Source organism: Sphingomonas chungangi, assembly GCF_013778325.1.
Lineage (GTDB): Bacteria > Pseudomonadota > Alphaproteobacteria > Sphingomonadales > Sphingomonadaceae > Solisphingomonas > Solisphingomonas chungangi.
This window is the reverse complement of record NZ_JACEIB010000001.1, coordinates 520,991-542,967: the sequence shown is the minus strand read 5'-3', so window position 1 is coordinate 542,967 and position 21,977 is coordinate 520,991. Positions and strand designations below refer to the sequence as shown.

The 21,977-nt window shown below is 68.0% G+C and carries 21 protein-coding genes; 7 read left to right on the top strand and 14 right to left on the bottom strand.

Annotated elements, in window-relative coordinates; translation table 11 throughout:
- Window positions 1-63: 63 nt before the first annotated feature.
- Window positions 64-432, top strand: a complete 369-nt coding sequence (locus HZF05_RS02750) for a hypothetical protein (RefSeq protein WP_160365072.1) — start codon at window positions 64-66, stop codon at window positions 430-432.
- A gap of 10 nt (window positions 433-442) precedes the next feature.
- Here the strand turns inward: HZF05_RS02750 and HZF05_RS02745 are convergent, their stop codons facing one another.
- Window positions 443-1,963 carry a replicative DNA helicase gene (locus HZF05_RS02745; RefSeq protein WP_160365071.1) on the bottom strand — a complete coding sequence of 507 codons (1,521 nt, stop codon included), beginning with the start codon at window positions 1,961-1,963 and terminating at the stop codon, window positions 443-445.
- A 123-nt stretch (window positions 1,964-2,086) separates the two neighbouring features.
- Between HZF05_RS02745 and HZF05_RS02740 the strand changes: the two genes are divergently transcribed.
- Together HZF05_RS02740 and HZF05_RS02735 are read left to right on the top strand one after the other, a co-directional pair.
- The gene (locus HZF05_RS02740) at window positions 2,087-2,569 is read left to right on the top strand and encodes a UPF0262 family protein (RefSeq protein ID WP_160365070.1); all 483 of its coding nucleotides are present in this window, start codon (window positions 2,087-2,089) and stop codon (window positions 2,567-2,569) included.
- Window positions 2,562-3,029, top strand: coding sequence for a cytidine deaminase (locus HZF05_RS02735; RefSeq protein ID WP_343046816.1), 468 nt, complete (start codon window positions 2,562-2,564; stop codon window positions 3,027-3,029). The genes HZF05_RS02740 and HZF05_RS02735 overlap by 8 nt, the downstream gene beginning before the upstream one ends.
- A gap of 121 nt (window positions 3,030-3,150) precedes the next feature.
- Here HZF05_RS02735 and ilvD read toward each other — a convergent pair whose 3' ends face one another.
- Both ilvD and HZF05_RS02725 read right to left on the bottom strand, forming a co-directional pair.
- Window positions 3,151-5,004, bottom strand: coding sequence for a dihydroxy-acid dehydratase (gene ilvD, locus HZF05_RS02730; protein WP_160365069.1), 1,854 nt, complete (start codon window positions 5,002-5,004; stop codon window positions 3,151-3,153).
- Window positions 5,005-5,089: 85 nt separating this feature from the next.
- Window positions 5,090-5,848: an enoyl-CoA hydratase gene (locus tag HZF05_RS02725; protein ID WP_160365068.1), complete on the bottom strand. Its 759-nt coding sequence runs from the start codon at window positions 5,846-5,848 to the stop codon at window positions 5,090-5,092.
- A 140-nt stretch (window positions 5,849-5,988) separates the two neighbouring features.
- On the opposite strand from HZF05_RS02725, the gene leuC reads away from it, so the two are divergent.
- Both leuC and leuD read left to right on the top strand, forming a co-directional pair.
- Window positions 5,989-7,440 carry a 3-isopropylmalate dehydratase large subunit gene (leuC, locus tag HZF05_RS02720; RefSeq protein WP_160365067.1) on the top strand — a complete coding sequence of 484 codons (1,452 nt, stop codon included), beginning with the start codon at window positions 5,989-5,991 and terminating at the stop codon, window positions 7,438-7,440.
- A complete protein-coding gene (gene leuD / locus HZF05_RS02715) occupies window positions 7,440-8,039 on the top strand; it encodes a 3-isopropylmalate dehydratase small subunit (protein WP_160365066.1) in 600 nt (199 codons plus the stop codon). Before leuC ends, leuD begins: the two co-directional genes overlap by 1 nt.
- Window positions 8,040-8,042: 3 nt before the next feature.
- Here the strand turns inward: leuD and HZF05_RS02710 are convergent, their stop codons facing one another.
- The 4 genes from HZF05_RS02710 to pip form a co-directional block, all read right to left on the bottom strand.
- On the bottom strand, window positions 8,043-8,945 hold the full coding sequence (locus tag HZF05_RS02710; protein WP_343046815.1) for an ROK family protein: 903 nt from the start codon (window positions 8,943-8,945) through the stop codon (window positions 8,043-8,045).
- The gene (locus tag HZF05_RS02705) at window positions 8,942-9,967 is read right to left on the bottom strand and encodes a LacI family DNA-binding transcriptional regulator (RefSeq protein WP_246331463.1); all 1,026 of its coding nucleotides are present in this window, start codon (window positions 9,965-9,967) and stop codon (window positions 8,942-8,944) included. The genes HZF05_RS02710 and HZF05_RS02705 overlap by 4 nt, the downstream gene beginning before the upstream one ends.
- A 34-nt stretch (window positions 9,968-10,001) precedes the next feature.
- Window positions 10,002-11,051, bottom strand: coding sequence for a Gfo/Idh/MocA family oxidoreductase (locus HZF05_RS02700; RefSeq protein ID WP_160365064.1), 1,050 nt, complete (start codon window positions 11,049-11,051; stop codon window positions 10,002-10,004).
- A gap of 134 nt (window positions 11,052-11,185) precedes the next feature.
- On the bottom strand, window positions 11,186-12,148 hold the full coding sequence (gene pip, locus HZF05_RS02695) for a prolyl aminopeptidase (RefSeq protein ID WP_160365063.1): 963 nt from the start codon (window positions 12,146-12,148) through the stop codon (window positions 11,186-11,188).
- Between the two features lie 101 nt (window positions 12,149-12,249).
- On the opposite strand from pip, the gene HZF05_RS02690 reads away from it, so the two are divergent.
- Window positions 12,250-12,876 carry a glutathione S-transferase family protein gene (locus tag HZF05_RS02690; RefSeq protein WP_160365062.1) on the top strand — a complete coding sequence of 209 codons (627 nt, stop codon included), beginning with the start codon at window positions 12,250-12,252 and terminating at the stop codon, window positions 12,874-12,876.
- Between the two features lie 63 nt (window positions 12,877-12,939).
- Here the strand turns inward: HZF05_RS02690 and HZF05_RS02685 are convergent, their stop codons facing one another.
- Window positions 12,940-13,683: a Bax inhibitor-1/YccA family protein gene (locus HZF05_RS02685; protein ID WP_160365061.1), complete on the bottom strand. Its 744-nt coding sequence runs from the start codon at window positions 13,681-13,683 to the stop codon at window positions 12,940-12,942.
- Between the two features lie 112 nt (window positions 13,684-13,795).
- On the opposite strand from HZF05_RS02685, the gene thpR reads away from it, so the two are divergent.
- Entirely contained in the window at window positions 13,796-14,335 is a 540-nt protein-coding gene (gene thpR, locus HZF05_RS02680) for an RNA 2',3'-cyclic phosphodiesterase (RefSeq protein WP_160365060.1), read from the top strand.
- Between the two features lie 103 nt (window positions 14,336-14,438).
- Here the strand turns inward: thpR and HZF05_RS02675 are convergent, their stop codons facing one another.
- From HZF05_RS02675 to HZF05_RS02650, 6 genes are all read right to left on the bottom strand, one after another.
- Window positions 14,439-15,536, bottom strand: coding sequence for an OmpA family protein (locus tag HZF05_RS02675; protein WP_160365059.1), 1,098 nt, complete (start codon window positions 15,534-15,536; stop codon window positions 14,439-14,441).
- 197 nt (window positions 15,537-15,733) lie between these two features.
- Window positions 15,734-16,234: a DUF2793 domain-containing protein gene (locus tag HZF05_RS02670; RefSeq protein ID WP_160365058.1), complete on the bottom strand. Its 501-nt coding sequence runs from the start codon at window positions 16,232-16,234 to the stop codon at window positions 15,734-15,736.
- A gap of 1 nt (window position 16,235) precedes the next feature.
- Window positions 16,236-18,431 (bottom strand): phage tail protein, encoded by a 2,196-nt coding sequence (locus tag HZF05_RS02665; RefSeq protein WP_160365057.1) that lies wholly within the window; start codon window positions 18,429-18,431, stop codon window positions 16,236-16,238.
- 10 nt (window positions 18,432-18,441) lie between these two features.
- Window positions 18,442-18,828 carry a C40 family peptidase gene (locus tag HZF05_RS02660; protein ID WP_160365056.1) on the bottom strand — a complete coding sequence of 129 codons (387 nt, stop codon included), beginning with the start codon at window positions 18,826-18,828 and terminating at the stop codon, window positions 18,442-18,444.
- Complete coding sequence (locus HZF05_RS02655) at window positions 18,828-19,643, bottom strand: DUF2163 domain-containing protein (protein WP_160365055.1); 816 nt, start codon at window positions 19,641-19,643, stop codon at window positions 18,828-18,830. The genes HZF05_RS02660 and HZF05_RS02655 overlap by 1 nt, the downstream gene beginning before the upstream one ends.
- On the bottom strand, window positions 19,640-21,976 hold the full coding sequence (locus HZF05_RS02650) for a DUF2460 domain-containing protein (RefSeq protein ID WP_160365054.1): 2,337 nt from the start codon (window positions 21,974-21,976) through the stop codon (window positions 19,640-19,642). Before HZF05_RS02650 ends, HZF05_RS02655 begins: the two co-directional genes overlap by 4 nt.
- Window position 21,977 lies beyond the last annotated feature (1 nt).

The following is a 21,977-nucleotide window of genomic DNA, read 5'->3' as shown; positions in this document are numbered from 1 at the left end:
CGCCGGCGAAGGGTAACGGCAACATCAACGGAATCTTTAGGGCTCTGGCGTAGAAAAACCGCCATGAGCATCGGAAGCATTCTCTCGAGCCTGACCGGCACCAGCAGCCATGCTGCTTTCTCGACGCAGTCCGTGACGAGCAGCGCATCGGAAGAGCTGCAGAAGCTCTTCGCCAAATTGCACATGGACGCGATCGCCTCCACGGCGACGTCTTCCACGTCGACCAGCAGCGCCACCTCGGGCACCAGCTCTACCAGCACATCCTCCTCGGGCGGCGCGGTGACGGACATCGTCCACGGCCTGCGGCACCTTCTCGACGGCGGCATCAGCGTCGCCAAGGAAGCGCGCACCGCCGCCAAGACCGCCGCCAGCATCTACGCGCATGGCGGCATCGGCGGCATCGCCGCCCAGGTGGTCGACAAGGTCGCCTGACCCATCCGGTTTATTCGTAATCCGGCACCGCATAGCTCGAATCCGCGAGATCCGAGAAGCGCGTAATCTTGGCGTCGAACTTCAAAGGCACCGTACCCGTCGAGCCATGACGGGACTTGGCGACCACCACCTCGGCGATGCCGAACGCCTTGGCCATCAGGCGCTGCCATTCCTGGTAGGCGATGTTCACTGGGTCCATTTCGCTGGTGTCGGGCCCCGGCTCCGTCGGCTTCTGGAAATTGATGTAATATTCCTCGCGAAACACGAACAGCACGAGATCGGCGTCCTGCTCGATCGATCCCGATTCGCGAAGATCGGACAGGATCGGCCGCTTGTTCTCGCGGGCTTCCACCTGACGCGATAGCTGCGAGAGCGCGATCACCGGCACGCTCAACTCCTTCGCGAGCTGCTTGAGACCTCGCGAAATCTCCGAGATTTCCTGCACGCGGTTGGCCTCGCCGCCCCTGCCACCGCCGGAAAGCAGCTGGAGATAGTCGACGATGATCAGGTCGATGCCGCGCTGGCGCTTGAGCCGGCGGGCACGCGTTCGCAAAGCCGCGATCGTCAGGCCCGGCGTGTCGTCGATATAGAGCGGCAATTGCTCAAGCTCGGCGGCGGCGCGGGCGAGATTGCGGAAATCGTTCTGGCTGATCTTGCCCATGCGCAGCGATTCGCCGCTGATCCCCGAGCTTTCCGCAAGGATACGCGTCGCCAGCTGGTCCGCCGACATTTCGAGGCTGAAGAAGGCGCAGCCGGCGCCGAGCCGCTTGTTCTCGGGGATGCCGTCCTCCTTCTCGCGCATCATCCGCTGCGCGGCGTTGAAGGCGATGTTGGTGGCGAGCGAGGTCTTGCCCATGCCGGGGCGCCCGGCGAGAATGATGAGGTCGGAACGATGCAAGCCGCCCATCTTGGCGTTGAGGCTGTCGAGGCCGGTGGTGATGCCGGAGACATGACCGCCGGAGTTCAGCGCGCGCTCGGCGTTCTTCACGGCCTCCGTGGCCGCCTGCAGGAAGGACTTGGTCGATCCCTGCTCGCCGCCCTCCTCCGCCACCTTGTAGAGCGCGACCTCGGCCTGCTCGATCTGCGTCTTGGGATCGACCTCGTCGGAGGTGTCCATCGCACTCTCGACCATGCCGCGCCCGACGCCGACGAGCGCCCGCAGCAGCGCGAGATCGTAGATCTGCGTCGCGAAGTCCCGCGCGCCAATCAGCGCCGCGCCGGAGCCGGTCAACTGCGCCAGATAGGCCGGGCCGCCCAGCTCCCTCATCGCCTCATCGCCCTCGAACAGCGGGCGGAGCGTGACGGGGTTGGCAATCATGTTGCGATCGACCAGCCGCAGGATCTGCGCGTAGATCCGGCCGTGTAGCGGCTCGAAGAAATGTTCCTCGCGCAGCTTGATCTGAACGTCCTCGCACAAGCGATTGTCGATCATCATCGCGCCCAGCAGCGCGGCCTCCGCCTCGATATTCTGGGGGAGCGCGGGGGCGTCCGCCGTCGGGACGGCGGGCATGATGCGGATCGGTTCGGCCATGGGTGCCATTGTCCACCTTTGTGGACTCCGGCTCAAGACGGGTACGCATAAACTTTGGTGGAGCGACCTGTGGAAAAGACGAGGCTCGCCAAGCGGCTTTCGACCCGATAGGTGCGGGTCTCTATGTCCGATCCGCGCATCATCGACGTCTCGCTCGACGAGCGCACCGTGCTCAAGCGCAACGCCGATATCGAGCAGGAGCGCAAGGTCGCGCTGTTCGACCTGCTGCACGAAAACCACTTCAGGCCGCTGCGCCCGGCGTCGGATGGTTATGAAGGCCCCTACAAGGTCGGCCTGCGCGTGGAAGAAGGGCGGCTGGCGATCGATATCAACCGCGCCGACGACAGCCATATCGAGACGATCGGCCTCGGCATGATGCGCTTCCGCCGGTCGATCAAAGACTATTTCGCGATCTGCGACAGTTATTACCAGGCGGTCCGCCAGCACTCGCCGCAGCAGATCGAGACGATCGACATGGCCCGGCGCGGCCTCCACAACGAGGCGGCCGAGCTGCTGCGGGAGCGGCTGGACGGCAAGATCGAGCTCGATTTCGACACCGCCCGGCGGTTGTTCACGCTGATCTGCGTCCTTCACATCCGTGGCTGAGGTGTCGTTCGAAGATGCCGGCGCGAGCGTGCTGGTCGAGGCGGCGCGCGAGGCGGCTCGGCACGCCCACGCGCCCTATTCGAAGTTCGCGGTGGGCGCGGCGCTGCTGTTGAACGATGGCACGATCGTCACCGGCACCAATTTCGAGAATGCCAGCTACGGCCTGTCGCTCTGCGCCGAGACGGTGGCACTGGCGATCGCCAATGCGCAGGGGCGGTTGGCGGACATCGTCGCGGTCGCGGTGATCGGCGGGGCGATGGGGCCGGACGGTCTGCCGACCGGCGCCGATGTGGTCGGCCCGTGCGGGCGCTGCCGGCAGGTGATGAACGAGGCGGCCGAGATGGGGGGGCGGGACCTGCCGGTGTTCTGCGCGTCGGCGGACGGACGCAAGATCGAGCGGCATATGTTGTCGGCGCTGCTGCCGCATGCCTTCGGCCCGAAGGATCTGGGGCTGGCGTAATCGCCACGCAAAGCAGAACTCCGTTCGTCCTGAGCGAAGTCGAAGGACGTGGGGCAAGCGTTGCGCTTGCAGCACGCACTTAGACAGGCTCAGTGCGAACGGTTTCTATTCGGTAGTACGGTTATCCCCGCTCGACCTGGCTCACGTCCCTCACCGCGCCCCTGGCCGCGTTGGTCGTCATCGCCGCATAGGCCCTCAGCGCCGGCGATACCTCACGCTTGCGGCCGAGCGGCTTCCACGCCTTGACGCCCTTCGCCTCCATCTTTGCATGGCGCTCGGCGATCGTCGCATCGTCCAGATCGAGGCGGATCAACCGGTTCGGAATGTCGATCAGGATCGGATCGCCCGTCTCGACCAAAGCGATCAGCCCGCCCTCGGCCGCTTCCGGCGAGACGTGGCCGATCGACAGGCCCGACGTGCCACCCGAGAAGCGTCCGTCGGTGATCAGCGCGCACGCCTTCCCCAACCCTTTCGATTTCAGATAGCTGGTCGGGTAGAGCATCTCCTGCATACCCGGCCCGCCCTTCGGCCCTTCGTAGCGGATAACCACCACGTCGCCATCCTTCACCTCGCCCCCGAGGATGCCGGCCACCGAGGCGTCCTGGCTCTCGTAAACGCGCGCGGTGCCCCGGAAGGTGAGAATCGAATCGTCCACCCCCGCCGTCTTCACGATGCATCCCTCGGGCGCGAGATTGCCGAATAGGACCGCGAGACCGCCGTCCTTCGAGAAGGCATGCTCGACATCGCGGATCACGCCGCCGGCACGATCGATATCCAGTTCCTCCCACCGCGCCGACTGGCTGAACGCCACCTGCGTCGGCACGCCGCCGGGCGCGGCACGATAGAAGTTGCGGACATCCTCGCTGTCGGTCCGGCCGATATCCCAGCGATCGAGCGCGTGGCCGAGCGTCTCGGCGTGAACGGTCGGCTGCGAGGCGTCGATCAGGCCACCCTTCTCCAGCTCGCCGAGGATCGCCATGATGCCGCCGGCCCGGTGGACGTCCTCCATGTGCACGTCGCTCTTGGCCGGCGCGACCTTGCTCAGGCACGGCACGCGACGCGAAAGCCGATCGATATCGCCCATGGTGAAATCCACCCCCGCCTCCTGCGCCGCGGCAAGCAAGTGGAGCACGGTGTTGGTCGATCCGCCCATCGCGATGTCGAGGCTCATCGCATTCTCGAACGCCGCGAAGGTGGCGATGCCGCGCGGCGTGGCGGTGGCGTCGTCCTGCTCATACCAGCGCTTGGCGAGATCGACGATCAGGTGCCCCGCCTCGCGGAACAGCTTCTCGCGATCGGCGTGGGTAGCGAGCGTCGATCCGTTGCCCGGCAGCGAGAGGCCCAGCGCCTCGGTGAGGCAGTTCATCGAGTTGGCCGTGAACATGCCCGAGCACGATCCGCAGGTCGGGCAGGCCGAACGCTCGATCGTCTTCACTTCCTCATCGGTGTAAGCCTCGTCTGCGGCGGCGACCATCGCGTCGACCAGATCGAGCGCGACCGTCTTGCCCTTCAGCACGACCTTGCCAGCCTCCATCGGTCCGCCCGAGACGAACACGGCCGGCACGTTGAGCCGCAGCGCCGCCATCAGCATGCCGGGCGTGATCTTGTCGCAGTTGGAGATGCACACCATCGCGTCGGCGCAATGTGCGTTGACCATATATTCAACGCTGTCGGCGATCAGCTCGCGGCTGGGCAGCGAATAGAGCATGCCGCCATGGCCCATGGCGATGCCGTCATCCACCGCGATGGTGTTGAATTCCTTGGCGACCCCGCCCGCCGCCTCGATCTCGCGCGCCACCAGCTGGCCGAGATCCTTGAGGTGGACGTGACCCGGCACGAACTGGGTGAAGCTGTTCACCACCGCGATGATCGGCTTTCCGAAATCGCCGTCCTTCATCCCCGTCGCGCGCCACAGGCCTCGCGCGCCGGCCATGTTGCGGCCGTGGGTGGTGGTGCGGGAACGATAGACAGGCATGGCGGAACCTCTTGAATGAGGCGCCGCCATAGCCTCCGCGTTGCGCAATTAAAAGCGAGATTATCGCCGCAATCGTGAAATGAAATTACGCTTTCCGGAACACCGGCGCCCGCTTCTCGAAGAAGGCGGTGAACGCCTCGCGCGCTTCAGCCGACTGCATGCTTTCCTGGAACAGCCGCGCCTCCTCCTCGATCCGTGCCTCGAGCGCGGTGAGGTCACCCTTCATCAGCTTGCGTGTATAGGCGAGCGCCTGCGGGGGCTTGGCGGCCAGCGCCGCAGCCTTGGCGCGGGCGTGATCGAGCAGCCTGTCGGCCGGGACGATCGCGCTGACGAGGCCCGCCTTGTCGGCGCCCTCGGCGTCGAGCGGATCGCCGAGCAGCAGCATCTGCGCCGCCTTGGCATAGCCCATGATCGCCGGTGCCAGCAGGCTGGACCCCGCCTCCGGCACGATGCCCAGATTGACGAACGGCATCACGAAGCGCGCGTCCGGCGCTGCATAGACCAGGTCGCAGTGAAACAGCATCGTTGTGCCGACGCCCACCGCCAGCCCCTGCACCGCCGCCACGATCGGCTTGTCGAACCGGGCGATCGCACGGATGAAATCGAACGCCGCCTGCCCGCCCTCCGGGCCGGAGAGGAAATCCTTGAGGTCGTTGCCGGCACAGAACGCATCGCCCTTGCCGGCGATGAGCACGGCATCGACATCGGCACGGGTCGACGCTTCGGCCAGCGCGGCGGTCATCGCGCGGTACATGGCGGCGGTGAGGGCGTTCTTCTTGTCCGGGCGATCGATGTGGATCTCGATCACGCCCTTGGTTTCGATCAGCTCCACACCTTCGGTCATGCCCATCTCCTTTACGTATACGTCAGCCCATAGCGCCGTCGGACCCCCAAGGAAACCGACGCACGAATATTCCCGCTTTCGGTGCCCAAAGGACATAAAAGGCGACAAGCCATGCGGCGCGCGCTAGAGGCTCGGCCATTATGGCAACCACGACCTCCCCCCGCACCCTGTACGAGAAGATCTGGGACGCGCACGTCGTCCAGCAGCGCGACGACGGTACCGCGCTCCTCTATATCGACCGTCACCTCGTTCACGAGGTGACGTCGCCGCAGGCCTTCGACGGCCTCCGCGCGAACGGCCGCAAGGTGCGCCGGGCAGATCTCACGCTCGCGGTGGCGGATCACAATATCCAGACGACCGCGCGCGTCGATGCGGCGGGCAATCGCCTTCCCGTGGAAGATCCGGAGTCCGCGCAGCAGCTCGCCGCACTGGTGAAGAACACGGCGGAGTTCGGCGTCGAATATATCGAGGATCTGGCGCCCGAGCAGGGCATCGTCCACGTCGTCGGGCCGGAGCAGGGCTTCACGCTGCCGGGCACCACGGTGGTGTGCGGCGACAGCCACACCGCCAGCCATGGCGCGCTGGGTGCGCTGGCCTTCGGCATCGGCACGTCCGAGGTCGAGCATGTGCTCGCCACCCAGACCCTGCTGCTCAAGCGTTCCAAGTCGCTGGAGGTGCGCGTCGATGGCCCGCTCGGCCCGGGCGTGACCCCTAAGGACGTGGCGCTCGCCATCGTCGCCGCGCTCGGCGCGGGCGGCGGCGCGGGCTACGTCGCCGAATATACCGGCTCGGTCTTCCGTGAGATGTCGATCGAGGGGCGGCTGACCGTGTGCAACATGTCGATCGAGGCGGGCGCACGCGCCGGTCTGGTTGCGCCGGACGAGGCGACTTTCTCCTATCTGAGGGATAGGCCCCGCGCGCCGAAGGGTGCCGACTGGGACAAGGCCGTCTCCTACTGGCGCAGCCTCGCCACCGATGCGGGCGCGCTCTACGACAAGGTCGTCACCATCGATGCGTCCACGATCGTGCCGCTCGTCACCTGGGGCACCAGTCCGGACGACAGCGTGCCGATCACCGGCACCGTCCCCGATCCGTCGAGCTTCGCCGATCCGTCGCGCCGCGCGGCGGCCGAGAAGAGCCTCGCGTACATGGGCCTCACCCCGGGCCAGCGGATGCAGGACGTGAGCGTCGACCGCATCTTCATCGGCAGCTGCACCAACAGCCGCATCGAGGACCTGCGCGCCGCCGCCGCCGTCGCCAAGGGCCGCCACGTCGCCGGTAACGTGAAGCAGGCGCTGGTCGTCCCCGGCTCGGGCCTCGTCAAGAAGCAGGCGGAGGCGGAAGGCCTCGATCGCATCTTCATCGAGGCGGGCTTCGAGTGGCGCGAGCCCGGCTGCTCGATGTGTCTTGCGATGAACCCTGACAAGGTGCCGGCCGGCGAGCGCTGCGCCTCCACGTCCAACCGCAACTTCGTCGGCCGCCAGGGGCCGGGCGCGCGCACCCATCTGCTCTCGCCCGCGATGGCGGCCGCTGCCGCCGTCACCGGCAGGCTCACCGACGTAAGAGATATCGCCGCGAGGGAGATCGCCTGATGCGCGCCATCGGCACCATCGAGGGCAAGGCCTATCCGCTCGGCCGCGCCAACATCGACACCGACATCATCATCCCCGCCCACTGGCTCAAGACGGTCACGCGCGAAGGACTCGGCAGGGGCGCCTTCGAGACGATACGCGCCGAGCCCGGCAACGTGTTCGACGACGAGCGCTGGCAAGGCGCCCCAATCCTGATCGCGGGCGAGAATTACGGCTGCGGTTCCTCGCGCGAGCATGCGGCATGGGCGATGGCCGATCTCGGCATCCGCGCGGTGATCGCGCCGAGTTTCTCGGACATCCATTCTGGCAATGCCTTCAAGAACGGCATCCTGACGGTGGTGCTGCCGCAGGAGCAGGTCGATCGCCTGCTCGAGGTGGCGCAGGAGCATCCGATCACCATCGACCTCGAATCGCAGACGGTGACGACGCCCTATCAGGATCGCTTCCGCTTCGAGATCGATGCGTTCCGTAAAGATTGCCTGCTGAAGGGCCTCGACGAGATCGGCATCACCATGGAGCTCGACGACGCCATCGCCGCGCACGAGGTGAAGGCGCATGCCGACACGCCCTGGGTGGAAGGCGCCGCGAAAGCGGCCTGAGGATCAGGCGGCGAGCGCCCCCAGCCCGAGCGCGATAGACCCAAGCGGGCCGGCCTGATCGCCAAGAGCGGGCGATGCCACATAGGCCTCGATCTCGCCTGCGATCCGCCCGCCCTGCGCGTAGCCGGCGAGGCTTTCGACCAGCCGTTTGCGGATCATGCCCATCACCTGAGGCTGGTGGTTCGCGACGCTGCCGCCGATCAGGATGCGCTGCGGCAGAGCGGTCAGCACGAGGTTGTGGCACAGGCCAGCCAGCGCATGCGCCACCAGCGACCAGACCGGATCGTCCGCGCCGATCATCTCGCCCCGGCGGCCGGTGCGCTTCTCCACCGCGAAGCCCGAGGCCAGGCCCTCGACGCAGTCACCGTGATAGACGCAGGCACCCGGCCAGTCGTCCCCGGCCACGCGGCCGACACGCAGATGCCCGGCCTCGACATGGCCGAGACCACGCGAAGGCTGGCCCGACGAGATCACCCCGACGCCAACCCCGGTGCCCACAGTGATGTAGCAGAAGCTGTCCAGCCCCTGCGCCCCGCCCCAGCGTCCCTCGGCCAGCGCCGCGCCGGCGACGTCCGTGTCGAAGGCGGTCGGCACGCCGAAGCGCCGTTCCAGCCGCTGCGCGACGTCGACGTTGCTCCAGCCCGGCTTGGGCGTGGTAATGATCGCGCCATAGCTCGGCGATGCGCGATCGACGTCGATCGGCCCGAAGCTGCCGATGCCGAGCGCGGCGAAGCCGTGATCGCGCGCCCAACCGTCCAGCACCGCTTCGATCGCCGGCAGCGTCTCGTCGGGCCTGGTCGTGGGTATGCGCGCCTCGTCGACCACCCCGTCCGGTCCGCTCGCCAGCACGCAGACGCATTTGGTGCCGCCCAGCTCGATCCCGGCAACCAGCGGCGTTTGGCTCACGCGGCCGGCCCGGTCGATCCGCGCACGACCAGCTGGAAGGGCAGCACCTGATGCGGCACCGTTTCCTCGTGCTCGATCAGCGCCAGCAGCGCGCCGGTGGCTTCGCGCGCCATGTCGCGGATCGGCTGGTGGATCGTGGTGAGGCGCGGCCATACCACCGAGGCGATGTTGCTGTCGTCGAACCCCGCGACGGAGATGTCGCCGGGGACCTTGAGACCGGCCTCGTGGATCGCGTTCATCACGCCGGCCGCCATGTCGTCGTTGCTCGCGAAGATTGCCGTCGGGCGTTGGCCCAGCGCCAGCAGTGTCTTGCCCGCCTCGTAGCCGGACGCGAAAGTATAGGCGCCCGGCACTTCCAGCTCCGGCGCGATGGCGAGACCGTGGGCCTCGAGCCCCGCGCAATAGCCGTCGTAGCGCGCCGCCGCCGAGGCGTGGGTCGGGTCCCCGCGCACGATCGCGATGCGCTTATGACCCAGGCCCACAAGATGATCGATCAGCGCGCGGGTCGCGGCGCGGTCGTCCATCGCGACGTCGGGCGCGTGGCTGCCGCCGCTGGTCGGCGCGATGCGCGCATAGGGCAGGCCGCAAGCCTCCATCTCCGCGACGGTCGCGGCATCGTCGCACAGCGGCGGTGCGAGGACGACGCCGTCGAGGCCGGAAGCGCGGGCGATCGCCTGCATCTTGCCGGACGCCGCCGCCGCGTCATCGAACGGCAGCACCAGCAGACGGTAGCGCTCGCCCTGCAGGCGCTCCAGCGCGCCGGTCTGGAGATCGACGACGTAGTTGGGGCTGGGATTTTCGTAGGCGAGCCCGATCAGGAAGGATCGCCGCCCGGCGAGGCTGCGCGCGGCGACGTTGGGATGATAATCGAGGTCGGTAGCCGCCTTGAGCACGCGCTCGCGCGTCAGCGGGCGGACGTTGGGCTCGTCGTTGAACACGCGCGAGACGGTCTTGATCGAGACGCCCGCCGCATCCGCGACGTCGGTGATGGTCGAATGGCGTGTCGTCTGTCGTCTGGCCAATGCGGGTCCCCGCTCCTGCTCTCCCCGTCGATCCTTAGCCATGTCCAGCGTTATCAGGCAAGCGCGGAGGCGGAAGCGGCGCTCCTCGATGTGCGGCATCGATCAGCGCCACGACGTTGCGCGCATCAATCGGATCGACCGGAGGAGGCCCCTCGCCCCGGATCGCGGCGGAGAGCAGGCGATAGAAGGCGAAGGGATCGCCTCCGAGCACGGGCGCTGCGATGCGCTCGCCGTCCGTATGCGCGCGGAACGCCGGTATCGCGGGCAGATCACGCACGAAGCCCGGATCGGCCGGCGACTGCCCCGCCCGCAACGCCGCCTCGACCGGATCGAGACCTTCCGTCCACCAGCTTCCCTTCGTGCCGTGCAGCGCCATGCGCGGCCGTGTCGCGGCGACCAGCGTGGAGGCGGATATCGTGGTGCGCATGGCACCGTGCCGGAGCGTCAACGCGAAATAATCGTCGGCCCCGGCTCCCGCGCGCTGGGTGGCGATGTCGGTGGTCATTGCGTCCGGCCAGCCGAACAGCTGGATCGCCTGATCGATCATGTGCGGGCCGAGATCCCAGAGCAGCCCCGCGCCGGGCCGCGGCTCGTTGCGCCATACGGCGGCCGTTTCCGGGCGGAATCGATCCCAGCATGCCGCGAACAAGGCGGGCGCGCCAATCGCTTCCACTTCGCGGCGCAGCGCCAGGAAATCGCCGTCCCAGCGACGATTGTGATAGACGCTCAGCACGCGGCCCCGCCGGCTCGCCAGATCGATCAGCCGGTCGCATGCCGCGACATCCGGCGCCATCGGCTTGTCGATCACGACATGCTTGCCCGCCCGCAAGGCCACCTCCGCATGGGCGGCGTGCAGTTCGTTCGGCGTCACCACCACGACAAGATCGATACCCTCGACCGCAAGCAGGGCATCGATGTCCGGCACGACCGCCGGCCCATCGCGCCGATCGCCCGCCTCGGCGCGTGAGGTCATCACGGCGGCGATGCGATAGTCGGGCAGCGCCTCGATGATCGGGGCATGGAGGATCGCGCCCGCCAAGCCGTAGCCGACCAGACCGACGCGGATGGGAGGAGGTCCATTCATGCCGCGCTGCTGGGCGTCGGCCGGCGGATCGTCAAGGGCACGCGGACGTCACCGCTTCGAACCAGCCGAGGCGGCGGCGGGGCGAATCGCGGGCTTCACGGCCTTGAAACGCGCGGCTGCGCCGCAGCAGCCCATCAGCCCATCCGGTCGGCATGCGCGTCGGTGGCGCGCAGCAGCCGATCGAGAATGCCCGGCTCGCTATAGGCGTGGCCCGCGTCGGGGATGAGATGGAATTCCGCCTCCGGCCAGGCGCGGTGCAGGTCCCAGGCACTGCGTACCGGCGTCGCGGCGTCATAGCGCCCCTGGACGATGGTGCCCGGAATCCCACGGAGCCTGTCGACATCGCGCAGGAGCTGGCCTTCGTCCAGCCAGCCCTTGTGGGTGAAATAATGGTTCTCGATCCGCGCGAAGGCCAGCGCGAAGCGGTCCTCGGTGAAGCCGCCGGTCATCGCCGGATCGGAAAGCAGCGTGATCGTGCCGCCCTCCCATTCGCTCCACGCCCGCGCGCAGGCGATGCGCGCCGCCTCGTCGCCACCGGTGAGGCGCTTGCGGTAGGCGGCGACCAGATCGCCGCGCTCCGCCTCCGGTATCGGCGCCAGGAACCTCTCCCATTTGTCCGGAAACAGCCAGGCGGCGCCACCCTGATAATACCAGTCCACCTCCGCCTGCCGCAGCAGGAAGACGCCGCGCAGAATCAGTTCGGAAACGTGCTCGGGATGGGTCTCGGCATAAGCGAGCGCCAGCGTCGATCCCCAGCTGCCGCCGAACACCAGCCATCGTTCGTGCCCGCACATCGCGCGCAGCCGATCGATGTCGGCGACGAGGTGCCAGGTGGTGTTGGCCTCCAGCCCGGCGTGGGGCTTCGATCGCCCGCAGCCGCGCTGATCGAACAGCAGCACGTCGTAGCGTGCCGGATCGAACAAACGTCGGTGCGCCGGTCCGCAGCCTCCACCGGGGCCGCCATGGAGAAATACGGCGGGGATGCCGCCACGCGTCCCGCAACGCTCCCAATAGATCTGGTGCCCGTCGCCGACGTGGAGCAAACCTGAGTCGAACGGTTCGATGGGCGGATAGGGCTGGCGCGGCGTCTCGGTCATGCGCGGGACACTCGCAGAGCCCGCCCCGCTCGCCAAGCCTCGGCTTGCGGCGACCGTTGCGACGGGCCTAGCATGCGCCGCAGATCGAGGGAGGAATCGCCATGTCCGACGAGCTGGTCTTCTACACCAACCCGATGTCGCGCGCCCGGCTGGTGCGCTGGATGCTGGAGGAGGTGGGCCAGCCCTACCGCACCGAGACACTCGATTACGGCACGACCATGAAGGCGCCGGACTATCTCGCCATCAACCCGATGGGGAAGGTCCCGGCGATCACCCACAAGGGCAAGGTCGTGACGGAATGCGCGGCGATCTGTGCCTATCTCGCCGATGCCTTCCCCGACGCCGGGCTGGCCCCGCCAACCGCCGGGCGCGCCGATTATTATCGCTGGCTGTTCTTCGCCGCCGGGCCGCTCGACGCGGCGATCGTCGACAAGGCACTGGGCCGATCGATCCCGCCCGACCGCGCGGCGATGGTGGGCTATTCAGGGCTCGACGCCGTGGTCGGCGCGATCGCGGATGCGCTGGCGGGCAAGGCCTTCATCGCCGCCGGTCACTTCACGGCGGCGGACTGCTTCGTTGGTGCCTCCCTGTCCTTCCACATGCGCTTCGGCACGATCGAGCGCAGGCCTGCGTTCCTCGATTATGTCGAGCGGCTGGAGGCGCGGCCCGCCTTCCTCCGCTCGATCGAGATCGACGGCGCGATGCCGCCGCCCAAGGTCGCGGCCTGATCCCATGAAAAGGCCCGGCGGATCGCTCCATCGGGCCTTCCCAACCAGACTCTCTTGCCCCGATCAGTTGCGCTGGTTGCCCATGATGCGCAGCAGGAACAGGAACATGTTCACGAAATCGAGGTACAACTGCAACGCGCCCATCACGGCCGACTTGCCGTAGAAAGCGGTCCCGCGCACCGCGAAATAGGTGCTCTTGATCCGCTGTGTGTCGAAGGCCGTCAGACCGGCGAAAAGCAGCACCCCGGCATATGGAATGATCATCGCGATGCCCTGGCTATGCACGAACGCGTTGATCAGCATCGTCGCGAGCAGACCGAACAGCGCCATGATCAGGAAGATGCCGAACGGCGCCAAATCCCGCTTGGTGGTGTAGCCGTAGAGGCTGAGACCGCCGAAGCCGATGGCGGTCGCGAAGAACGTCTGCGCGATCGAGGCGCCGGTGTAGCGCAGGAACACGGTCGACAGCGACAGGCCCATCGCCACCGTCAGCACCCAATAAAGCGCTTTCACGGTGCTTTCCTGCATGCGCTGGATGCCGAAGCTCATGGCCAGCACGATGCCGAGCGGCGCGAACATCACCACCAGGCCGAGCAGATTGGGTCGGCCGAGCGGATCGAACAGCACGCCCATATAGGGGCTGTTGGCGAACGCCATCGCGACGATGCCGGTGAGCAGCACGCCGGATGCCATATAATTATAGACGGACAGCATATAGGACCGCAGCCCCGCGTCGAAGGCCGCCTCGCGCGCACCTGTCGCGGCGCGGGGGACCGCGGTCGTCCGGGGATCAGACCAGTTCGCCATCGAAAGAACTCTCCTTGCCGTCGACGAAGCCCGCCGACACGCGCAATATCGGACCTTCGCAACCGGGATTCAAGCGAAACCGGGATGAGCGAAATGTAACGGAAGACGCCCGATGCCACTTCACCGCCTGTTCGTAGCCCTGCGCCCGCCGGCCGTGACACGCGCGCTCCTGGCCGGCTTGATGGGCGGCGTGACTGGCGCGCGCTGGCAGGACGACGCGCAGCTCCATTGCACGCTGCGATTTGTGGGTGAGGTCGATCGCCATCAGGCGGAGGATATCGCGGCGGCGCTTGGTGCCGTCAGGAGCGAAGCGCTCGCTTTATCGCTCGGCCCGGCCGGCACGTTCGATCGCAAGGGACGCGTCGACACGCTGTGGATCGGCGTACAGCCCCGCGCGGCCGTCGCTGCGCTCCACGATCGCGTGGATCTGGCTCTGCGCCGCGTCGGCGTGGCGCCCGATGATCGCGCCTTCGTGCCGCATATCACCATCGCACGCTTTTCGCGCAGCGATGCGCCCGGCCCGGAGGTGGCGAGCGCCATCGCGCCGCCCGTTGCCCATCATTTCGAGGTGCGGCACTTCGAGCTGTTCGAGAGCCATCTCGGCGCCGAAGGGGCGATCTACGAAACCGTCGCACGCTATCCTCTCGGCTGAGGCCGGCACTTCAAAGCTCTGAATTCCGACAAAGAAAAAGGGAGCCGGCCGAAGCCGACTCCCCTCGTCTCCAAAGCCTCCGAAGAGGCCCCGGTGGAGTGCCTTACTGGCCCGAACCCGGACCGAAGGTGATCTCCACGCGGCGGTTCTGCGGCTCGCGCACACCGTCGGCGGTCTGCACCAGGAGGTGCGTTTCGCCGAAGGCCTGGGTCTGCATGGCCGTGTCCGGCACGCCCTTGCCCGCGAGGTAGGACTTCACGGCGTCGGCACGACGCTGCGAGAGGCCCATGTTGTACTTCGCCGTACCCGAGGTGTCGGTGTAGCCCGCGAGCATCACCGAAGCCGAACCGGTCTGCGTGTAGGCCGCGGCGGCGTTGTCGAGGATCGACGCGGCTTCCGGGGTGATGTCCGACTTGTTCCAGTCGAAGAACACGATGAACGGACCCGGGTTGACCGGCGCCGGCGGCGGCGGCGGCGGCGGGGGAGGCGGCGGCGGCGGCGGCGGCGGCGGGGGCGGGGGCGGCGGGGCCGCCGGCTCGCCGAAGTTGAAGATCAGGCTGCCCAGGATGCTGTGCGACCGGAACTTGCCCTTGTAGTTGACCGCCGTGGTCGCATCGTCGGGATCGACGCCGACCATCTTGATGTTGCGGACGTTGAAGAAGCGATACTTCAGGCCCACGTCGATGTTGTCGGTGATCGGGGCGCGAACGCCGGCGATCGCCTGCCACGCGAAGCGGGTGTCGCTGTCGTCGAGGACCGTGAACGTGTCCTTGAAGTCGCGCCAGTTGTCGGCCTTCACGCGGGCGACACCGGCACCACCGCCGACATAGCCGCTGATGCCCGACTCGTCACCGAAGTCGAGCAGGGCGTTGACCATGAAGCTGAGCGCGCTGGTCGAGCCGGCAGCACCGTTATAGGTGTTGTTGGCCGTGCTGAGATCGTCGATCTTCGAGCGCTTGTAACCAGCCTCGCCCTCGATCCGGACCGGACCGAAGTCATAGCCCACGATGCCGTCGACATCGTAGCCGTAATGCTGATTGACCTTGAGGGCGTCCTTCACGCCGTCGATGCTGTAGTGCGAATCCTCGACGAGCATCGCGCCGCCTTCAACGCCTACGTACCACGCATTGTCCTTCGCATGGGCGGCGGCACCGGCCAATGCGGTGGAGGCAAGCGCCATAACTACGGCGAGCTTCCGCATAATAATCCCCTTTCAATCAATTCCCGTCTGGGAACGGATAAAAGCCTAACCAAAGAGGAATATCCGCGCAAGCGCGCATATTCCCGCACTGTTGCCAGATTGCCACAACCCCGCAATTGCTTGTTGTGTTTACCTCCCCGGCAAGCGGCTGCACAACACACGATAAGCGTTACGGTTTCGCCGTGCTGCAAAAAAATTTAGACGGCGATCAACCCGTGTGCCCGAAGCGCCGCCAGAATGGCCGATATTGCGGCGCGCGCCTGCGGATCCGGGGCGGTTCCGCCGCTCGGATCGACGATCGCGGACTGTTGCGCGCCGACCACGGGAACCCCGCCGACGATCAGGTTCCGCGCGTGGAGAGCGCCGAGCGTCCAGGCGGCACCATCGAAAGTCGCCCCGAGACTATCGGAGAGTGACCAGACGCGCATTCCCGCACGAGGCGCGACGAACCGCCAGCCATCTTCCGTCCAAGCCGCTAGCGATAGGCCCTGCCCTGCCCACCCTCCTGATGGTGCGTCCCCGATAACCCAGCACTGGCCCGGCGACGGAGCGGCAGGCGGCGTGTCCAGCAACACCGATTCGACCACGGGCAGCAGCAGCGCGTCGATCCGCGCCAGCGCCTCGTTGTGGAAAAGCTCTTTCTGCGCCTGCCCCGTGGCGATGAGGGGCAAAGCGAAGCGGGCGGTGGCGTCGGTCATGTCAGACTCCCGGGGAGAAAGTGAAGGTGGCAGGCGGCAGCGAGGCCGCGGTCGTGCCGATCTGCGCGATCTGGATCGTCAGCGCGCCGGAGCCGCCAATGCCGGCGAACTGCGCCGGCGAGATCGTCGCGGAAGGGCCGGTGGTCGCGATCGCAAGCGTTGTGCCGCCCGATCGCAAGACGGTGACCTGATAGCGTTCCGCCTCCTCGGCCAGCGGCACGTCGGTGTCGTCGAGCCAGTCCCAGCCCGCGCGGCTGCGGCGTGTCCATGCGATCGCGATCGAGCCGTCCGGCATGGCGGTGGCGTTCGCGGCGACCGGCGCCGGCGGCCGGAGCGCGCGCGCCTGGAAAGTGATCGCGATCTCGGCCGGTTCGGTATCCCCGACCCCGCTCGCCGAGACGCGCACATCGTGCCCGATCACCGAGAGTGGCAGCGACCAGGGGAGCAGGGTATCGGCATCGACCAGCACGAAGCGCTCGCCGATCGCATGTCCCGCCATCGCCCACTCGCTGCCCCGCCGGCCACGCAGCAGCCCACCGAGCCGGAACAGGCGCGGACCGATCTGCTCCGCGGTGGCGAACTGGATCAGCTCGTCGCCCAGCAAGGCGAGGTTGGCGGTCGCGGAGGTTCCGATGGCGTCGCTGCCCGCCAGCATCATCTCGTCGTTGAGCAGGGCGATGTCGACGCTGTTCGCCTCGTCGCGCAGGGCACTCCCCGAAGACGCCAGCAGCGTCGCCGCCTGCCCGATGACGGCCGGCGGCGCGGTGCCGCCGAGCGCCTGCCAGCTCGCGCCATCGTCCAGACTGAGCGTGAGCGCGGCCTTGCGCCATCCGGCCGAGGAGCCGGCCGCCGCGATCAGCAGGGTCGGGCTGGTCGGCGGATCGTCGCCGAGCGACGGCAGGTCGAGCAGCGCCAGTGTCGTCGGCCCCTGCACGAGATCGGGCTGGGACAGACCGGACCCGCCACTCGCCGGCAGCACATCCGTGCTCGATGCGGGCAGGCGCTGGGCTGTCACGGTGAGCGCCATGGATTCGAAGGCACGCTCGGTCACCCGCCAGCGCCCGCTCTGCCCGGGCACGGAGACGATCGCGCCGGTCTCGATATCGAGGTGCCGCCACGGCAGCGCCATCTGCGCGCTCGTCCGGCCAGCCCATTCTCGCGCCAGCCGCGCCTCGACGATGCTGCGCGCCGAGGATGCGCTGACGACGGCAGGGAGGTCGATCGAGCCCGCACGACGAGCCGACACCTCGCGCCGCGCGGACTGCGAGCCGACCTGATAGTCGAGCGCGGGATCATAATAGCCGATGGTCAGCGCCTCGTTGAGCGTGCCGGACGCCTGGCGATCGATCGCCAGTTTCGCACCGGCCTTGGCGTCGGCGGCGAAGGCGCCCAGTTCCGCCGCATCGATCGTCGCCGGATCGCCGGTCTCGTTGGCGAGGTGCAAGCCGTCCGGTCCGTCCGCGAAGGACACCGGAAGCGCGGTCGCCAATCCCTCGATCGCGCCGCGCAGGCTGTCGCCGGATGCCGCATAGCCGCCCAGCGTGGGTCCGCCCTCCCCGCCCACGTCGCCGTCCGAGAGGATCGCCGCGATCGTGGCGAGCGAAACAGAGCCGTCGTCCGCCTCCACCTCGAAGCTGAGCGACGGGATGCGATTGCCGTAATCGGCGAGTTGCATGTCCTCGAACACCGCATAAGCGAGGCCGCGATGGGCGGGTGTCGCGTCGATGCCCTCGGCGGCGGCGATCAGCGGGTCGACGGCCTGCGCCTCGTCGCCGAGATGAAGGCGGAAGGCGCCGAGATCGGTCTTCCAGTCGCCGGCGGCCCCCCGCAACAGAGCGCCGTCCGCCCAGATGCGATGGACCGCGCGCACCGGCCGCGCCGACAGCGCCACCGCGAAGGAGGCCGAATAGCTGTAGGTGGTGGTTTTCGGCTTACCCTTGCCGCCGAATTTGTGGGTCGATTCCTTGAGATCGGTCGCCCAGATCACCGATCCGGAGACCCGCATCGTGCCGAACAGCCTGGGCAGATCGGCGCCGTAGGACGATCCTTGCACCGCCAGGCTGTCGAGGCGCGGTCCCTTCGCCCCTTTCGGCGTGAAAACGGCGCGATCGATCTGGTTGCCGATCACCGCGCCGATGGCAGCGCCGATCGGCCCGCCGATGACGGTGCCGACGGCGGTGAGGACGAGAGTGGCCATGATCGTTCCTTCAGGCGGCCCGCCAGCGGCCGATCACCGGCCAGGGCGGCGGCCCCGGCACTTCGGTCACGCGGCGCAGGCGGGCATCGGCGTGGATGAAGCCGCGACCGGTCAGGATCGCGAGATGAAGCTGGTGCGGCCCGGCGTTGAACAGCAGCAGATCGGCGGGGCGGGCGTCGGTTGTGGGCCGAAAGCCAAAGCTTTCGATCGCCGACGCGACCCGATCCGGATCGCCGCCGCGCAACGCGTAGCCGGCGGGGATGCAATTCCTCCCGAAGGCCAGCGCGGCGAGGCCGATGCAATCGAGCCCCGTCTCGCGCGATCGCCCGTGCAGGCGAAACCGCACGCCGATGCAGGCGCGCGCGGCGGCGATCACCGCCACGTCGTCAGGAGTCATCAGTCGGTGCCGTATCGGGTCAGCAGATCGATGCCCGGAAGATACGGCTCGCCCCGGAAATTGGCTGCATTGGCGAAACGGGTGCGGCAGGTGGCGAGCAGCCGGTCGCAACCCTCCAGCAGCTCGACAAGGGTGCCCGGCGCGATCGCGAAGGGCGCGGGATCGCGCAGCGTCACCGTCGAACCGGCCGAGGAGAGCAACGCCGCCGACAGCCCGGCATTGTCCCTATCCAGCCAGCGCAGCCGGCCATAGGCGTAGGCGTTGGCGGAAGGCTCGACCGTATCGAGCGTCAGCACCTCCTCCGCCACCGATACGATGCGCGCGAACCGGGTGCGGGCCGCGAGATCGACCCGGCAGCGCCGGTCGCCAAGTTGCGCGCGGCAATCGGGCGAGGTCTGCTCCACCACCGGCCGTTCGAGCAGAGCAGTCGGCCCGCGCAGCTCGGCGGTGAAGGCGGCATCGCGGATCGAGACGTCACCGATCTCGCCGCGCGCGATGATCAAAGTCTCGGCAGGATCGGTCCAGTCGGTCGCGAACAGGGTGAGCGCGGCACCGTCCCAGCGACCGGTGGTCAGATCGTCCGCGGTGATCGCATCGTGGGTCAGCGCACCCTCGACGTCGAGCGTGTCGACATCGAAGCCGTCCGACTGACGAATGGCGGACGGCACCATGCCGGGGCTGGCGCGATAGACCACGCCGCCGATCGTCAGGTCGCGATCGTGCGCGGTGAAGCCGATGCTTACCCCATCCGCGCGATCGAGCCGCCAGCACAGCGCCATGGTGGTGAGCGCTCCGTCGAGCCAGGCGACGCTCATGCCTCGCGCACCTCGATCAGCGGCACGGTCGGCGCCTCGCCTGCCAGGAAGGTCGAGCGGCCGACCTCCAGGCTGTCTTCGGCGAAGCGCACCGGGACGTCGAAGAGATAGCCGGCCGATATCTCCGCGCCGGGGGCCGGGGCGGTGACGAACGACACGATGCCGCCGTCGAGCAGGGACCAGCCCGTGACCGCCTCCGCGCCGCCGACCGCCACGCGCAGGCTGCCGGCGACCGGGCGAGTGATGCGGCGGACCTGCGCGTCGTTCCCCTCACCGTAGCGCTTGACCAGCGGGAAACTCGCCGTCGTGCCGTCGCCGATACCGAGCGGCTGGTCGAGCGGTGTCGGCACCGCGCCACCAGAGCTCGCGTCGAACGGATCGCGGAAGCGAAAGGCGCGCGCCGCCCCGCGCCGGGCGCGGAAGAAGGCGATCAGCGTCGCGATATCCTCTTCCGATCGTACGCCCGGCCCGGCATCGAAGCGCAACCGCGCATCGGCCCAGTCGGCGTTGCGCTGCTCGACCCCAGCCGCTGTCGTCACGATCGCGGTCGAGAAGGCCGGCGCCACGCTGGCTTCCGCGCCGAGGCTCAAGGGAAAATCCACATCGTCGAAGGCCTGCACCGCACTCTCCTCGCCGGAATCGAACACCGTGAAGCCGTCCCGCGCCACCTGCGGCAGTGCCCAGATGAAGGCGCGTGAGGTACCTCTCGCCTGCGCCGCCCGCGCCGCCGCTTCGATGCGCGGCCAGAAGGTCGCGGCGTCGGAGGCGTTCAGCACGAAGCCCGAGAAATAATCCTGCTGGCCCGGCGGGTAGCCCAGCCGCTCGGTCGCGAAGGCGGCGCCGCGCGCGCTGACGCCGGTGTCGCCGGCCTGCACCCAGTCGTAATCCTCGAGCTGGAGGCGATCGAAGGCCGGACTTGCCCAGCCTACCGGCATGTTGGCGCGCACCGCCTCGGGCATGCGCGGATCGAGCACGGTCGGCAGGTAGGCGAGCAGCGCCAGATCGGCATCGGGCGCCACCGCTCTCACCGCGGCGCCGATCGTCGCCGTTGAGGCGGAGAGCAAGGCGCCCGCCGCGTCCAGCACCGCCTTCTGCGCGTCGGTCTGCGGGCCGATCAGGCTGGCCACACCATCGGCATCGGTGCCGAGCGCGGCACGCGCAGCATCGTCGTGCAGACAGATCGTGCCGTCCGCGCGTGTCCACCACCAGGGCTCGCCGATCTGAAAATGGACTGACCCGACACCGGCGGCCAGCGTCGCGAAAGCGGTGGCGACCGTGCACAGATAGTTCATCGCCGGATCGCTTGCGGGGGAGAGAAGCGTGGACGGCGGGTCCCAGCCGGTCAGCGCGGGCGATCCATCCGCCGCACGCTGCTTCCAGTCGTTCCAGCAATGTTGGTCGAGCAGCTCGTAGGACATCGAGAGGATCACCTCGAAGCCGAGTGCTGCCGCGCGCGCCAGGAAATCCTTGTGCCACGCCTCGGCCGCGACGTTGAGCGTGCCGCCGGTCAGGCTGACGAGATGCAGCCCCGCCCCCGCATTCCATTCGAGCCGGAAATAATGGCTCATGCCGACATAGTGATCGATCGCGCCCCGATAGCCGAGCGCGAGTATCTGGCGCAGCACGCGCGCCGGCGTCTGGTTGTAGGCATCGTCGTATCCGGTGGCGATCATCAGGCCGTGGGGCGGCACCAGCCCGTCGCCGATCGCCAGCGTCGATCCGGCGCCGTCGCTGACCATACCGGTCAGCTCGACCCAGGCTTCCGCCGGTGCCGCAAGCTCGGCCGAGATTCCGGTATAGCCAGGCGGTACCAGCGAGACGAACATCCGGTCGATGTCCCCCGCCCACACCGGATCGGCATCGGCGGGCAGTGTGAAGCCGCCGTCCATCGCCCCGAAATCGAGGCGGATCATGGCATCCTCCGGCGTTCCCTCGGCATAGTTCCACAAGCGGACGTACCAGCTCTTCGCCCCCCCCGAGGCGTCGCGCCCCTCGATCGTCAGCGTCGGTCCGTTGATCGCGTCGAGCGGCATCAACCCGGACGAGCGCCAGCGGAACGCCAGCGTACACTGGCGGAAATCCCGCGCCGTCTCGTAGCGCAGCAGCGGATGATCGATCGTGTCGGCCGCCTCCCAGATCAGGCCGGCGAGATCGTCCGTCCGGTAGAAGACCGCGTCGACGCGCAACGCATCGGGCGCGGTGGTCGTCACGCCGGCCATCATCGGGCGCGGGAAGTTGACCGTCCAGAAACGCGGATCGAAGCGCTTGATCCAGCCGCCCGCCTGCCTGCGCGCGCGATCGGCATCGGCGTCGGTCGCCAGCCACCAGCCCATG